The organism is Veillonella sp. CHU740 (genome assembly GCF_003992055.1).
Classification (GTDB): Bacteria; Bacillota; Negativicutes; order Veillonellales; family Veillonellaceae; genus F0422.
In genome coordinates, this window is record NZ_RQVD01000002.1 from 1 (window position 1) to 16,158 (window position 16,158).

The 16,158-nt window shown below is 38.9% G+C and carries 14 protein-coding genes and 1 other RNA gene; 14 read left to right on the forward strand and 1 reads right to left on the reverse strand.

Annotation, left to right across the window (positions count from 1 at the left end; translation table 11 throughout):
- Nucleotides 1-155 precede the first annotated feature (155 nt).
- Nucleotides 156-497: a transfer-messenger RNA gene (ssrA, locus tag EO115_RS01330) on the reverse strand.
- 128 nt (nt 498-625) lie between these two features.
- On the opposite strand from ssrA, the gene sigH reads away from it, so the two are divergent.
- The 14 genes from sigH (at nt 626) to EO115_RS01400 (ending at nt 16,079) form a co-directional block, all read left to right on the forward strand.
- Nucleotides 626-1,270 carry an RNA polymerase sporulation sigma factor SigH gene (sigH, locus tag EO115_RS01335; protein WP_126937202.1) on the forward strand — a complete coding sequence of 215 codons (645 nt, stop codon included), beginning with the start codon at nt 626-628 and terminating at the stop codon, nt 1,268-1,270.
- A 19-nt stretch (nt 1,271-1,289) separates the two neighbouring features.
- Complete coding sequence (gene secG / locus EO115_RS01340) at nt 1,290-1,526, forward strand: preprotein translocase subunit SecG (RefSeq protein WP_126937203.1); 237 nt, start codon at nt 1,290-1,292, stop codon at nt 1,524-1,526.
- A gap of 55 nt (nt 1,527-1,581) precedes the next feature.
- Nucleotides 1,582-3,987, forward strand: a complete 2,406-nt coding sequence (gene rnr / locus EO115_RS01345) for a ribonuclease R (RefSeq protein ID WP_126937204.1) — start codon at nt 1,582-1,584, stop codon at nt 3,985-3,987.
- The gene (gene smpB, locus EO115_RS01350; protein ID WP_126937205.1) at nt 3,987-4,451 is read left to right on the forward strand and encodes an SsrA-binding protein SmpB; all 465 of its coding nucleotides are present in this window, start codon (nt 3,987-3,989) and stop codon (nt 4,449-4,451) included. The genes rnr and smpB overlap by 1 nt, the downstream gene beginning before the upstream one ends.
- Before the next feature lie 70 nt (nt 4,452-4,521).
- Nucleotides 4,522-5,349: a PHP domain-containing protein gene (locus EO115_RS01355; RefSeq protein WP_126937206.1), complete on the forward strand. Its 828-nt coding sequence runs from the start codon at nt 4,522-4,524 to the stop codon at nt 5,347-5,349.
- A gap of 10 nt (nt 5,350-5,359) precedes the next feature.
- Nucleotides 5,360-6,217, forward strand: a complete 858-nt coding sequence (locus EO115_RS01360; RefSeq protein WP_126937207.1) for a hypothetical protein — start codon at nt 5,360-5,362, stop codon at nt 6,215-6,217.
- Nucleotide 6,218: 1 nt separating this feature from the next.
- Complete coding sequence (gene miaB / locus EO115_RS01365; RefSeq protein WP_126937208.1) at nt 6,219-7,529, forward strand: tRNA (N6-isopentenyl adenosine(37)-C2)-methylthiotransferase MiaB; 1,311 nt, start codon at nt 6,219-6,221, stop codon at nt 7,527-7,529.
- A 15-nt stretch (nt 7,530-7,544) separates the two neighbouring features.
- Nucleotides 7,545-10,145 (forward strand): DNA mismatch repair protein MutS, encoded by a 2,601-nt coding sequence (gene mutS / locus EO115_RS01370; RefSeq protein WP_126937209.1) that lies wholly within the window; start codon nt 7,545-7,547, stop codon nt 10,143-10,145.
- A complete protein-coding gene (mutL, locus tag EO115_RS01375; protein ID WP_126937210.1) occupies nt 10,145-12,163 on the forward strand; it encodes a DNA mismatch repair endonuclease MutL in 2,019 nt (672 codons plus the stop codon). Before mutS ends, mutL begins: the two co-directional genes overlap by 1 nt.
- 1 nt (nt 12,164) lies before the next feature.
- Nucleotides 12,165-12,944 carry a class I SAM-dependent methyltransferase gene (locus EO115_RS01380; RefSeq protein ID WP_126937211.1) on the forward strand — a complete coding sequence of 260 codons (780 nt, stop codon included), beginning with the start codon at nt 12,165-12,167 and terminating at the stop codon, nt 12,942-12,944.
- A 1-nt stretch (nt 12,945) separates the two neighbouring features.
- The gene (gene miaA / locus EO115_RS01385) at nt 12,946-13,884 is read left to right on the forward strand and encodes a tRNA (adenosine(37)-N6)-dimethylallyltransferase MiaA (protein WP_126937212.1); all 939 of its coding nucleotides are present in this window, start codon (nt 12,946-12,948) and stop codon (nt 13,882-13,884) included.
- A gap of 71 nt (nt 13,885-13,955) precedes the next feature.
- The gene (locus EO115_RS01390; RefSeq protein WP_126937213.1) at nt 13,956-15,197 is read left to right on the forward strand and encodes a methionine gamma-lyase family protein; all 1,242 of its coding nucleotides are present in this window, start codon (nt 13,956-13,958) and stop codon (nt 15,195-15,197) included.
- A 198-nt stretch (nt 15,198-15,395) separates the two neighbouring features.
- The gene (locus EO115_RS01395; RefSeq protein WP_126937214.1) at nt 15,396-15,674 is read left to right on the forward strand and encodes a hypothetical protein; all 279 of its coding nucleotides are present in this window, start codon (nt 15,396-15,398) and stop codon (nt 15,672-15,674) included.
- Nucleotides 15,675-15,884: 210 nt separating this feature from the next.
- Complete coding sequence (locus EO115_RS01400; protein ID WP_062402681.1) at nt 15,885-16,079, forward strand: hypothetical protein; 195 nt, start codon at nt 15,885-15,887, stop codon at nt 16,077-16,079.
- Nucleotides 16,080-16,158 lie beyond the last annotated feature (79 nt).

Consider the following 16,158-nt stretch of genomic DNA (forward strand, 5'->3'; position numbering starts at 1 on the left):
CATATATGACTCACCCTTTCTTAATTGTGTGGTTACTTTTATGATACGGTTTGAGTTTGTATATGTCTATTTTATTGCAAAAAAAGAATGTTGGCGACTACTCTTATATGAGTAGCCCCAACATTTATTATAGAGCCTTATTTCATTTGGTATTGTGGTGGAGACGAGGGGAGTCGAACCCCTGTCCAAACATGTTGCCCCCTAGACCTCTCCGAGCGCAGTTGATGTTTTAAACTTCGGATAGTGTTTGGACACCAACAACCTAAGCTATCCTAGCTCATGAGATTTAACTAGCTCTAATTGAGCGGATAAAACTAGCTAGCCCGTAGTTTGACGCCACATCCCTCTCCACGGGCGAGAGAAGGTGTGACGTAGCTTATGCAGCTAATGCAAAATTTTCTTCTGCGTTTAATTTAAGTTTCACTGATTTATGGTCGAGTGAGACACCAGCTCGCTTTCTAAGATACATCCATACCTGTCGAAACCTTTACGTCCCCATATGTAATTATTGTCTTATAATTATATAGATATATTCTGTGAAAGTCAAATGTAATATGTACATTTTAATTGAGATAGTGTATACTATAAAGTATCATTTCTAGTACTACGTATTAGGAGGAATCACATGTCCTATGAAACTGAAGCAGTATCTGAATTTGAGCGATTTACTTCATTAACAGATGAAGAAGTTGTCTCGATTTATCAAAAGGAAAATAATCATTTTGCTTCTGATTATATTGTGCAGCGTTATAAAAATTTTGTTCGTTCAAAAGCTAGAAGCTACTTTCTCATGGGTGCTGATCGCGAAGACATTATCCAAGAAGGAATGATTGGTTTATACAAAGCGACGCGTGATTTTGAGCCAGGGCATCAAGTGAACTTTAAAGCATTTGCTGAATTATGTATTACTCGACAAATCATATCGGCTATTAAAGGTGCTAATCGGCAAAAACATATGCCTCTCAATTCTTATATCTCACTTAATAAACCGGCCTTTGATGATTCTGAACGAACCTTGATGGAAGTGTTGGAAACAGAAAAAAACTTAGATCCCGAAGAAGTTGTTATTAATCGGGAACAATATCGATTAATTAAAGAAGTGATGGAAGCTGTATTAAGTCCTTTGGAATGGGACGTCTTGCGTGGATATATGGATGCAAAATCCTATCAGGAAATAGCAGAAGAACAAAATCGTTCAGTTAAATCCATAGACAATGCATTACAAAGAGTTAAGAAAAAAATGGAAGTATACTTTAGTCAGGACAGATGATATAGAAAGGATGTTTTTTATGAGAGATTTTTTAATGGTTGTAGAAATTATTATTTCTATTCTATTGATTGTAGTTGTTGTGGCACAATCTGGTAAGAGTGCTGGCATGGGTGGTGCTGTATCTGGTGCTGCTGACTCTGTATTCGGAGGAAAAGAACGTGGTGTAGATGGTTTCTTATCCCGCTGCACAGTGATTTTAGCAACATTATTTATATTAGTTAGCTTAGGCCTAGATTTAGTACTAAGTTCGTATTAATACATGAGAAAGCCTACCCTATGGTAGGTTTTTTTTATGGACTATAAGAGGTGTTATGAGAGAAGAAATATTAGACTTTTTTAAAGAAATATCCCCTGAATCCTATCATATTGAGGATGTACCTTACATATTAGGATACAAGGGAGAGGAAATAGAAGAATATTTTTCCATTATATATCAATTAGAGCAAGAAGGATCTATTATGATACAAGATGGTGAATACGCGGACTATAATAAAATGGATGAACCCCGTTTAATGGGAGTATATAAAGGAAGTAAAAAAGGATTTGGATTTGTGATTCCCTCAGAAGATGCTCTGCCAGATATATTCATTCCTAATGGCTGTGAAGGAACCGCCATGCATGATGATGTAGTGGAATACAAGATTACACGTAAAGGAACATGTGAAAAAAAAGCAGAAGGCGTTATCCTACGTGTCATCACAAGAAATACGAATCGTGTGGTAGGGATTTATGAACGCCATAGACAAAGTGGTTTTGTCATTCCTCATAATGAACGGTTAGGACAGGATATTTATATTCCGTTAGAGGCAAGTATGGATGCAAGAAGTGGTGCTACCGTAGTAGTTGAACTTACATCTTGGCCAGAATTGCATCGTAAAGCAGAAGGTAAAATTATAGAAATTGTAGGCGATAGTTCTACGCCAGATCTTGATGTATTATCGGTAATGGCTACCTATGATTTGCCTAAGGAATTTTCCAGAGAGGTACAAGAAGAAGCAGGTCAAATTTCTTTCACAGTAGAAAGTGACGCTCATCGATTGGATCTACGAGATATTGAAATGGTCACGATTGATGGAGAAGATGCAAAAGATTTAGATGATGCTGTACATGCCAAAATATTAGAGAATGGCAATATTGAATTAGGTGTACATATTGCTGATGTTAGCCATTATGTACCTGTAGGGTCTGCCATTGATCGAGAAGCCTATAAACGTGGTACTAGCGTTTATTTAGTAGATCGTGTGATTCCTATGCTACCGGTGGAGCTATCCAATGGCATCTGTTCCTTACAAGCTAAGGAAGACCGCTATGCGATGTCTTGTATTATGGAAGTGGACCCAAACGGTAAGGTGGTACAATACACTATTAAGCCATCTATCATTCATATTACACGTCGTTGTAGTTATAAGGAAATTTATTTAGCATTAGAAGAACATGTGATTCCTGATGATTTGATGCCACTCATGGGTATGATACGTACATTGGAAACATTGGCGTATCAATTGATGAAAATGCGTCAACAAGCAGGAGCCATTAGTTTTGATTTCCCAGAATATAAGGTGTTACTAAATGACAGCGGTATCCCACAACGCATTATAAAAAAAGAACGGACTATTGCAGAAAAATTGATTGAACAATGTATGCTATTGGCTAATGAAACAGTAGCTACATTTTTAAGTGAACGATTAGATACCTCTGTGTATCGTATCCATGAAGACCCCAAGGATACAAAATTAGAACAATTAGTTACCGTGTTACATCATGCTGGATACCCTGTAAGACTACCTGATCAAGTGGAACCATGTCATATTGAACATCTATTACAATCTGTAAGTGGAACAGAGATTGAGCCAGTTGCTCAAATTATGGTGTTACGATCTATGCAGCAAGCGAAATATAGTTCACAAAATGTGGGACATTTTGGCTTGGCATCACCTATTTATACTCACTTTACCTCTCCTATTCGTAGGTATCCTGATTTGATGGTGCATCGATTATTGCGATATGTATTGGAAGGTAAGGCAAAACGATGGGCTTCCATTGCAGATGCGCATTATATAACAAATGGTGCTGCTCATTGTTCTGAAAGAGAACAAGTAGCTACAGAAGCCGAACGAGATACATTAGATATGAAAAAAGTCCAATATATGTCTCAATATATTGGCGAAAGCTTTGAAGGACATGTGAGTTCTATAACCGCCTTTGGGATCTTTGTAGAATTAGATAATGGTGTTGATGGATTAGTTCCATTTAATTTGATGGACGATGATCATTATGTCTTTGATGAGCCACATTATATGGCGTATGGTAGACGAACTGGTATAGAATACCACCTTGGCACACCTGTTACTGTAACAGTAGTGAAGGCAGATCCAGAAACACGTCAAATTGATTTTGTTATGGGTGAAGTGGCCTATATTGACGGATATTTGCGACGTATTCAACGTCGTGAGACTACTAGCACGAGTAAACATAGAGATCGTAATAAGATACCAACCATACAAGGTAGTAGTAAAAAGTATAAACAAGATGATAGCCATCATGGTAAAAGAGATACTACAAAAATAAGATTTACTCCCCATGCAAATGCTACAGAGGCAGTAGAGACTATGCTTCGCAAATTAGATACAACCTCTAAAAAAGAGAAGAAACCATTTTACGAAACTATTAAGAAACGGAAATCACAAGAACGTAGGAAGAAAAAGAGGAAACGATAATGGCGAAAGAAGGAAATTCACTCATAGTAGATAATCGAAAAGCTAGACATGACTTTCATATTCATGAAACCTATGAAGCTGGTATAGCTTTGACAGGAACAGAAGTAAAGTCTATCCGTGCTGGTCGCATTAATTTAAAAGACAGTTTTTGTAGAATAGAAAATGGCGAGCTATTCCTTTATCAAGTGCATATTAGTAAGTATGAACAAGGCAATCAATTTAATCATGAGCCAGAACGGACTCGCAAATTGCTTATGCATAAACGAGAAATCCATAAATTATTAGGGCAAGTGAAAGAAAAAGGATACTCTTTGATCCCCTTGAACTTTCACTATAGTCATGGCTATGTAAAGGTAACAGTAGGCCTTGTAACGGGCAAGAAGAACTACGATAAACGACAAGATATGGCTGAACGCGATGCAAAGCGTGATATTCAGCGACGAATGAAGGAACAGTTGCGATAGATTACAGGATTTATAATCTTCTATGGTATAATAAAATGATGTATATACATATTTGAGGAAAGGAGAGTCTATGCTAGTCGATTTCCATATGCATACTAATGTTTCTGACGGTACATACGTGCCTAAAGATTTACTTGCATTAGCTAAACAACAACAAATTCAAGCATTATCAATTACTGATCATGATGAAGTAGGTGCATATACACAGTTAACAGCTGAGGATACAGCAGGAATGGAATTGTTTCATGGTTGTGAATTTAGTACGTATTATAAAGAAAAAGAAGTACACGTATTGGGTTATCAATTTTCATTAGACTATCCTGAAATACAGGAGTATATTACGCATTTTAAAGAGGTACGTCGTTCAAGAATTCATAAAATGTTAGATAAATGTGTAGAAGCAGGTTATGCTATTTCTCATCAAGAATTAGTCGATACATTTACAGATGATGTGTCTTTTGGGCGCCCCCATATTGCACAACTGTTAATTGCTCATGGTTATGTCAAAACAGTTGGTGAAGCATTTGAAACTATATTACACCCCAATGGACCTTGCTTTGTACCAAAAGAAAAATATTCGCCATGTGAGGCCATAGATCTCATTCATCGCGCAGGTGGTATTGCTGTATTAGCACACCCTATACAGGTGGGCAATGAAAGCTATGTTCATGAATTATTGACATTGCCCTTCGATGGCGTAGAGGTATATCATTCGAGCCATACTGTAGAAGATAGCTTACGATATAAAAATCTAGCTTTGGAAAAAGGGCTATTAATATCTGGAGGATCTGATTTTCATGGTATACAGGGTAGATTTCCAGAAAGTATTGGTCTTGGTGAGTATGAAATACATGAGCATTGGGTAACGGATTTTATAAGAGCCCTTCGAGGTGCCTAAGAGGTAAATTATGGATGTCATTGCATTTATTGGACCTAGTGGAACAGGAAAAAGTCATAGAGCATTAGTGGTAGCACATGAACACCATGCATCATGTATTATTGATGACGGCATTTTAATTCATAATAATCGCATTGTTGGTGGATTTTCTGCTAAAAAAGAGGAAAATCGTATCAAGGCCGTTCGTCGTGCTATCTTTCAAGATAAAGAACAGGTGGAGAGTGTACGAAAAGCCTTGGATGAGATTCAACCAGAACGTCTTATGATTCTAGGCACATCGGAAAATATGATTGGAAAAATCACAAAGGCCTTAGGAATTCCTGGACCGTCCTATTATATTCATATTGAAGACGTAGCTAGTCCTAAAGATATTGAAAAGGCACAGCATGCACGCCTAAAAGAAGGCAAACACATTATTCCTGTTCCATCTGTGGAATTAAAGCCTCATTTTAAAGGTTTTTTAATCGACCCTATTAAATCATTCTGGCGAAGAACTAGATTATCTACGAAGCAGGATGAAGGATGGGAAAAATCCGTCATACGTCCAGCTTTCAGCTATTACGGAAAACTTGTCTTTGAAGATGCAGTGATTCAAGCACTGATCAAGAATAGCATCGAGAAATCCCCAGGCGTTACCGATGTGCGCAGCATGGATATTAAAAAAAGTAAAGAAGTGAATAATGGATTAATTTTGCAATTAGATGTAACAGTGATGTTGGGATTTGTTGTAAAGGAAATCATGGATACATTGCAAAAGACTATTCGTCAGGAAATTGAATATATTACAGGCATGTCTATAGAACGACTAGCCATTAAGGTGGGTGGTACCATTGAGCCATCTAAAGTGAAATATAAGCATAAGGAGTAATATGAAGTCATACTATATTTATACATACGGTTGCCAAATGAATGAAAGTGATTCTGAACGATTGGCTCATCAATTAGAGTCGGTTGGTTATATCGCTACTGAAGAAGTAAACGAGGCAGACCTTATCATTTTAAATACTTGCTGCGTTCGCGAAACGGCGGAAAATAAAATTTATGGCCGTATTGGCGAGTTAAAGCATTTGAAAGAAAAGAATAAAAACTTAATCATTGCTATCACAGGCTGTATGGCACAGAAGAACCAAGCGGATATGTTCAAGCGGGCACCTCATATTGATATCGTATTAGGGACGCACAATATCCAACATATCAATGAAATGGTCAAAGAAGTACAACGTACGAAAAAACGCCAAGTCAATGTAGAAATGGATAATACAGTATTGCCAGAATTGGCGGCGAAACCAAATGGTACATTCTTTGCTTGGGTACCTATTATGAATGGCTGTAATAAGTTTTGTACCTATTGTATCGTACCTCATGTGCGAGGCCGTGAAATTAGCCGTCCAGTAGAGGCCATCGTGAAAGATGTGCGTGAACTTGGTGAAAAAGGCTTTAAAGAAATCACTTTATTGGGGCAAAACGTAAACTCCTATGGATTGGATTTTAAGGATGGTACAGATTTTGGTACCTTAGTAGATGCCTTAGATGGCATCCCAGGTATTGAACGTATTCGCTATATGACAAGCCATCCACAAGATATGACAAAAGGCATGGTAGATGCCTTAGGTCGTTCGTCCAATATTGTGACGCAACTACATTTACCAGTGCAGTCTGGATCTGACAATATTTTAAAACGCATGAATCGTCATTATTCTGTGGAACAATATAAAGATTTGTTGCAATATTGCCGTGAAAAAATCGATGGCGTTACCATCACAACAGATATTATTGTGGGATTCCCAGGAGAAACAGAGGAAGATTTCCAACAAACATTACAATTATTGAAAGATGTACGCTATGATATGGCATTTACTTTCATCTATTCCAAACGTTCTGGTACACCAGCAGCAGAATTTGAAGACCAAGTGCCAGAGGAAGTGAAACGTGTTCGTTTACAAGCTTTGATGGACGTGCAAAATGAGATTTCTCTTGAGTTGAATCAAGCCATGGAAGACAAGGTGTACGATATCATTGTAGAAGGACCTAGTCGTACTGATGAGAATATGTGGTTTGGTCGTACATCCGGTAATAAAATGGTCCTATTCCCTAAGCAAGACTCTCTAAAAGTGGGAGACACTATTAATGTACGCATCGATAAGGGACAAACTTGGGTATTATACGGCACTGTATTATAGAAAGGAGTTAGCAGAATGGGCAAGAAACAAACGCCTATGATGGAGCAGTATTTTAGTATTAAAGCTCGCTATGAAAAGGAACTATTATTTTTTCGATTAGGTGACTTTTATGAGCTTTTTTACGACGATGCTATTACCGCATCACGAGAATTGAATATCACCTTAACAGGTCGCAATGCGGGTGAAGAAGATAAAGCTCCTATGTGTGGCGTTCCTTTCCATTCTGCGGAATCCTATATTGAAAAGCTTATCAGTAAAGGTTACAAGGTAGCCATCTGTGAGCAAGTGGAAGATCCTAAAGAGGCAAAGGGCATCGTAAAACGTGATGTCATCCGTGTCATCACACCAGGCACCGTACTCAGTGAAAATGGAACAAAAGATGGAGAAAATAACTTCTTAGCCTTGACCTATGAAACAGGGGGGCAGCGCATTGTGTTGTTCACAGATATTACTACTGGCGAAGTAATTTGGGAACGAATGGATAGTTCTAGTGAAAGTTCTTTATTTGATGCTTTCACTATGTACCAACCAAAAGAACTTATCTTAGCTGGTAGTAGTAAATTACCTACTAGTATCCAAGATTTTTTAACACGTCAAATGTCAGGCATAGCATTGTCTCCGTTCACGCCTACAGAAACTATAGACAGTATTCGTCTGAAAGGTCGTGAACATTTTTCTGATGCCGGCTTGCTAGAAGAAGATGTATTAGAAGCCTTAGGTTATGTAATTCTCTATTTACAAGAAATTATTAAAACAGATACGTCTCACATTAATTATGTGCACCAACTATCTGTGGGAGACCGCATGATATTGGACACATCTTGTTTGCGCCATTTGGAGATTACAAGAAATGTTCGAGATGGATCTAAAAAAGGTACGCTCCTAGATGTACTAGATAAAACATTAACCCCTATGGGAGCTCGAATGTTGAAACAGTGGATTGAACATCCTTTAATGGATATCCATCGCATAGTACGCCGTCAAATGGGCATAGGTGAGTCTATCGACAACCCCACCATGCGCAGTCAACTGCGTTCTTTGTTGACCTCTGTGTATGATTTTGAACGCATTCTAAGCCGTGTAGAAACAGGCAGTGTGTCTCCTAGAGATTTTGCCTCCTTACGAGAATCACTGCGCGTTTTACCGATGATTCAAGAGATATTACAATATTGTACTTCTAATATTCTACAAGACTGTCATAGTATGATTCACACCCATGATGACTTATGTGACCTATTAACACGGGCTATCGTGGATCAGCCGTCGTTGGCATTAAAAGATGGTCATGTCATCCGTGATGGATATAGTGCGGAACTTGATGAATTACGTTCCTTAGCCACCAATAGTCAAGAATGGCTACATCGTTTAGAAGAAGAGGCGAAACAAGCTACAGGAATTCGCCTTAAAACAGGATACAATAAAGTATTTGGATACTATTTTGAAGTGTCTCAAGGTCAAGTGGGGCTTGTACCAGATTATTTCATTCGTAAGCAGACCTTGACCAATGCGGAGCGATATATTACTCCAGAGCTTAAAGAATTTGAAATTAAAATGCTCAATGCAAAAGAGCAGATTCAAAAGTTGGAATATTCTTTGTATCAAGACTTGCGCCTTACAGCAAAAGAAAATATTAAAGACATCCAAGAAACGGCTCGTGGCATTGCACAATTAGATGTCATTTTAAGCTTAGGAGAAGTGGCTTTCACCAACAAATATATATGCCCAACTATCGTGACCAATGGTTCTATTTCTATCAAAGATGGTCGTCATCCTGTCATCGAAACATTGCTGAAACAGGAATTGTTCATTCCTAATGACGTGGTGTTGAATCATTCTGAAGAGGAGTTCATCCTCATCACAGGCCCTAACATGGCAGGTAAATCGACATACATGCGTCAAGTGGCTTTGCTCATGATTATGGCGCAGATTGGGTCCTTTATTCCAGCTAGAGAAGCCACCATTGCTCCTGTAGATAGAATTTTTACACGGGTTGGCGCCAGTGATGATATTTCCACAGGCCAAAGTACTTTCATGGTAGAAATGAAAGAAGTATCCTATATCCTAGAGCATGCGACGTGCAACAGTTTAGTCATCCTCGATGAAATCGGACGTGGTACATCCACATTTGATGGTCTTAGCATTGCTCGTGCTGTGGTGGAACATATTTGTGAAACCATTCACTGTAAAAGTTTGTTCGCCACACATTATCACGAGTTGATTGAACTAGAAGAGCAATATAGTAAACTGAAAAACTATACGGTAGCTGTGAAAGATAAAGGCAATGATGTTCTATTTTTGCGCCGCATTGTAAAAGGTGGGGCAGACCGCAGTTATGGTATTCATGTGGCTAAATTGGCAGGTCTTCCTAAGGCTGTCCTAGATCGAGCTAACACAATTCTATCTCATTTGGAGGATGGAAAAGTAGTATCGGAAGCAGCGCCTAAGAAAAAAGAAAAACAAAGTGTTACAGGCCCTCTATTCGGGAGTGGTGATTTATTTACACAACCTGTTCTGGATCAGTTATTAAAGCTAGACATAATGAGTATGACACCCATAGAGGCCATCAGTGAATTATATCGTTTACAGGAAGAGGCGAAACAAGGAGGTGGCAAGTAATGCCAACCATTCATGTCCTAGATGAAACGACTATTAATCAGATAGCAGCCGGCGAAGTGGTAGAACGTCCTGCCTCTGTTATCAAAGAGTTAATAGAAAATGCCATCGATGCAGGTGCTACTTCTATTGAAGTGGAAATCGCAGAAGGTGGTATCGAATACATGCGCATTACCGACAATGGGTGCGGTATGTCCGAAGTAGATGCACGCCTAGCCGTATTGCGCCACGCCACTAGTAAAATTCGCAGTGCCGACGATTTATATGATATTGCGTCCTTAGGTTTCCGTGGTGAAGCGATTGCCAGCATTGCCTCTGTATCTAAATTTACGTTGCGTACACGGCAAGAAATGGATACTATGGGCACACGGATTTATATCGAAGGTGGCCATATGGTGGATTGCGATCCGTGTGGCACATCAGTGGGTACATCCATCGAAGTGAAAGATTTATTCTATAATACCCCGGCTCGTAGAAAGTTCTTAAAGTCTACACGAACAGAGGCGAATAAAATCCAAGATATGATTGGCAAATTGGCACTTAGTCATACCCATATCGCTTTCAAATGTATTGTGGATACACGAGTTACCATCATGACACCAGGGAATCATAAGATGGTGGATACTATCGCTGCTTTATACGGATTTAAAGTCAGTGAAGATGTATTTCCCATTGCTTATGAAGCAGAAGGCATTTATGTGGAAGGTGTGGTCAGCAAGCCAACGGTGCTAAAAAGTAGCCGTCAATGGCAGACGACCATCGTAAACCAACGTGTCATTTCTGACAAAGCTATCTACAAGGCTATTGATACGGCATACCATGCCCTATTGCCGAAAGGTGGCTATCCCTTGGTGGTGTTACAAATCGTAGTACCTCCAGGGACCGTAGATATCAATGTACATCCACGAAAAAGCGAAGTGAAATTCTCAGACGATAAACCAGTCTTTAAAGCAGTGTATAACAGTATTTTACAAGCTTTAGAACATCCAACGCATCACGTGACCAACAATCAAGAAGAAACGATAGCTACAGCTATCGACTACGATAAAGTATTCACTGGACGTTCTCAAGGATTTACGGTGATGCGTGAAAAAACAGAGGCTCTCGTGGATACTATCCGTCAAAAGGGATATACAGCACCACAGCGCACGGTGTATGAACAAAGTAACTTTAACGAATCCCTAGATGTGAATGAAAACTTTGTGCCTAAAAGTTATACCCAAGAGGATAAAGATAGGTTCAGAGCTATCCGTGAATCACGGCCTAATTTAGTACCAAGTTCTGTAGAGCCATATATAAACCATACTGGAAATGAATCCGTATCGAGATATTTAAGTGCAGCACAAAGTCTAGCAGGTGATTCTAATACTGGGGATGCTCTTGGTATAGATAGTTCCTATGATGCTGATCATGGTAATTCATATGATACTAATGCTAGTAAAACAGTAGCTAATCATGGATTGCTTCCTATGGGCCAAGTGGCCTCTTGCTATATTTTGGCGAAAAAAGGCGATGATTTATACATCATCGATCAACATGCAGCGCACGAACGTGTGCGGTATGACAAACTATGCAAATCTTCCGAGTCCATCCCTATGCAGGAATTATTAATGCCTATGCACATGGATGTTAGCGAGGAAGAATTAACATTGGCGGAAGAACAGAGAGATGCATTGTTAGATTTAGGATTCCAAGTAGACCAAGGAGGACCCACTTCCTTACGTATTGATGGTCATCCTGTGGATATTATTGAAAGCAAAGTTCCAGAGATTCTACAATACGTATTTTCCTACATGCATGATCATCAAAGTCCAAGTGTGGCGCAATTACGTCATGAAATGTTGGCCTATGCCTCCTGTCGTGGTGCCATTAAAGCAGGACATAATCTAAATTTGGTACAAATTGATGCCTTATTGAATGATTTATTTACCACAGATAAGCCTTATGTGTGCCCTCACGGACGACCTACGATTATTAAATTTACACCAGACGAATTAGGAAAATTATTTTTACGGAGTTAATATGTATCTTATTAGCACAAGTTCAAAGACAAATACATATCTCATTGAACAGGCTAAAGATCTAAGTCGACTCTTGCTAATGCCCTATGTGCCACGAAAGCATCAGTCTGTGGAAGATTTGTTAGATATACATCATTGTGCGGGTGCCTTAATAGTGACCAAGGAAGGTCCTTCTTTTGTAACAAAAGAGGGGATGCCACATCAATTTCATCTATCTATGGCACATTTGCGCTTGTTAGAAATCGACCGTGGACATACAGATCATCTGCTACAAGCTATTGGGTATGAAACGGTGGCGTCTGTTTTAGATTGTACTGCTGGCTTAGGTTCAGATAGTGCTGTTATTAGTTATGGTTGTCCACAGTTAACACGTCATACGGCGATTGAAGGACATCCTATCTTGGGCTATATTACAAATTATGGGTTTCGACATTTTCAGCATAAGAATCCAAGTGTAACAGAGGCGTTGCGTCGTATTCAATTAGTTATTTGCAACTATCCGGATTACCTAAAACAGATAGAAGCTAATCGATATGATGTTATCTATTTGGACCCTATGTTTGAAAATCCTGTCTATGAAAGTCCTCAATTTCAGCAGTGGCGTGGTCATTTACTAGAATCTAAGATACGTACAGACATTGTAGAACTCGGTTTGGAAAAATCGAAACGTGTGGTCATTAAAGAGCGTAAAGGCAGTCGTCTATTCAAAGACATACCCCCCATAGAAATGGTGGGTGGTAAATATAGCTCCATTGCCTATGGCATCTATGAAAGGAGGTAAGATGAATCAGTTAATCACTATTTTGGGGCCTACCGCAGTAGGAAAAACAGCCCTTACCTTGCGAATGGCGGAAACTTTACAATCTCCTGTACTATCTGGAGATGCGTACCAAATCTATAAAGGGTTGACCATTGGCACTGCCAAACCTACCCTTGAAGAATTGAACAGAGTGCCTCACTATTTCATCGATACCCATGAGCCTAATGACTCGTACAGTGTGGCAGAGTTCAATGCGCAAGCTAACACTGTCATAGATGCTGTTAACAAAAACGGTAAGATTCCCATTTTATCTGGTGGGACAGGGCTGTATGTGCAATCCTTGCTAGAGGGCTATGACTTTTTAGATGTGCCTCGCAATGATAGTTTGCGCCTCGAATTAGATAACATTTTTGATACCTCTGGATTAGAAGGTTTGCAAGGCTATGCCAATGAATTGGCTGAAAAAGAAGATCTTACGTTACCCTTTCAAGATAAACATCGCCTATACCGTGCGATCGAGTGTGTCTTAGCTGGTGAGGGACATGCCTTATTAATGCCGTCAAAAGAAGGATTAGTCTTTCATGGACCTGTCATCGGCTTAGAACGGTCCAGAGAAGAATTATACGAACGGATTAACCTTCGAGTAGAGTATATGGTTCGAGATGGATTATTTGAGGAAGTAGAACAACTGTTGGAAGTTGGCGTACAACCAGATTCACAAGCTTTCAAAGGCATTGGATATAAAGAGATTATCCCTTACTTTCACGGTGAATATTCGAAAGAACGGGCTATTGAATTAGTCCAACAACATACACGACAATTTGCAAAGCGGCAAATTACGTGGTATAAACGGATGCCGTATATTCAGTGGATTTCTATCACTCCGAACCGTAGTGAAGAAAGTATTTATGAGGAAGCTATGGAACTGGTTCAAGCTAGTTTAAAAAATTTTCAAATATGACATAGGTATGTATAGTTAACTTATGAGGATTATGTATCAAAACTAGTTTGCTATATATAGAAAGGAATAGAATGACTTTAGAAGAAATCCGTCAACAGGCTCTTGAGCTAGCTGAAAAAGAGTTCAAAAAATTTGAGCCTGTAGCGTTATATAATACAAAAAAAGTACTGGAAGCATTTAAAGAATGCCAACTTTCAGATTATCATTTTAATGGCACCAGTGGTTATGGCTATAATGATGTGGGTCGTGAAAAACTAGATGAAGTGTTCGCTCACGTGTTTAAAGGAGAGCGTGCCATCGTGCGCCCTCATTTCGTGTCCGGCACCCATGCATTAGCCACCACATTACAGGCTATCTTGGGGAATGGATCGAAAGGGAACGAGTTTGTTTATGCCGTAGGGCAACCATACGATACGATGCAATCCGTCATTGGTGCTTCACGCCATGTGCCAGGATCATTAACAGAGCAAGGGTTCATCTATAAAGAAGTTCCTTTGGTGAATAATACCTACGATTTAGAGGGCATTCGCCAAGCTGTTACAAAAGACACTCGTGTAGTGGTAATCCAACGTTCTAGAGGATATAGCACCCGTGAACCTTTATCTGTGGAAGATATTGGTATCATTGTGAACGCTGTAAAAGAAGTAAATCCTGAAACTATAACCTTTGTGGATAATTGTTATGGTGAATTTACAGAAACTAGAGAGCCTCTAGAAGTAGGGGCAGATATTATGGCAGGCTCCCTCATTAAAAATGCAGGTGGCGGTATTGCTCCTACGGGTGGTTACGTAGTAGGTCGAGATGACCTAGTGGAACAAGTGGGGTATCAGTTAACGGCTCCAGGCTTGGGGGACCATATGGGATCCTATGCACCAGGATATCGCCTATTCTTCCAAGGACTATTCTTAGCACCTCATGTGGTATTACAAGCCTTGAAAGGAGCGGTCTATACAGCGGCAGTGGGAACCTTATTGGGATATGACGTATTTCCAAAAGTTGATGCTCCTCGCTTTGACTTAATCCAAGCCATTAACCTACATGGACCAGAAGAAATGGAATACTTCTGCCGTGGCATGCAAGCCTATAGCCCTGTAGATGCCCATGTACATCCTATTCCAGGAGATATGCCTGGATACGAAGATAAAATTATTATGGCTGGTGGAACTTTTGTACAAGGATCTTCCATCGAACTAAGCGCAGACGGACCAGTACGACCACCGTATACCATCTTTATGCAAGGGGGACTTGTATTTGAGCACTCCATGCTAGGAATCTTGGGGGCTGCTGAGGAAATATTGAAACATAGAGGATAAATAATGAAACCACTTACTTAGGTAGGTGGTTTTTGTTACAAATGACGTATTTTCTATGGTGAGTTTAAATTAGACGAAAACCTCTTGCCCCAACATTTGATATAACTTATAATTTGTATGAGTAGATAAATAATAGGAAAGATAAGACATATATCGTTGAGAAGACATTGATAACAATATTTGGTAAGGGGGGATCATATGTCGCAGATAAACGAAAGAAATGATGATTTATATGACTATTTAGATGATTGGGAAAACGAGCCAACACCGTTTTATACATTAGAAACAGTTCATTTGTATCATAAAGAGATTGAGGAATTTGAAAAACTGGTTGATTCAAATGAAGAGTTGAAAGAATGGACAGAAAATTTATTTAAAAGTTTGGGATTTTCTTATAAAAAGAAAAACAAGAAGAGGTCAAGAAAAGAGAAGAAGAAGTCAAGAAAGGTTAAGAGACTTGTCGATACACAAATGTAGAACTAATCAATAAATAAAATATAATCTGTAATAGCACTCTAGGCAATGGCCTATGGGTGATTTTACAGTGAGAATATTAAAGGGAATAAACGGCATGTTGTAAAAATATTTGATACTTTATATAATAAAATAGAAAAATAATCTGATATGGGAGCCTCAAAATTGTCAGAGCAGCCTTTATAAATTTACAAAATAAAGGAGTGTTAACATATGTCGAACAAATTGCAAAAAGAAAAGATAAAATATGATTATCTTGATGACTTTAAAAACAATCCAGAGCCAGTGATAACATGGGAGACAAAAGAAGCCTATTTTGCAAGTGCAGATGAATTTTGTAGAATGCTAGCAGAAGATAAAGAATATCAAGAGTTACTTGATGCATTGTGTAAACAATTTGGATACTAACCACTTACTTAGGTAGGTGGTTTTTTATGTATTAAGACATAGTAATATGAAAAAGGACACACATAAGACTACTCATTCT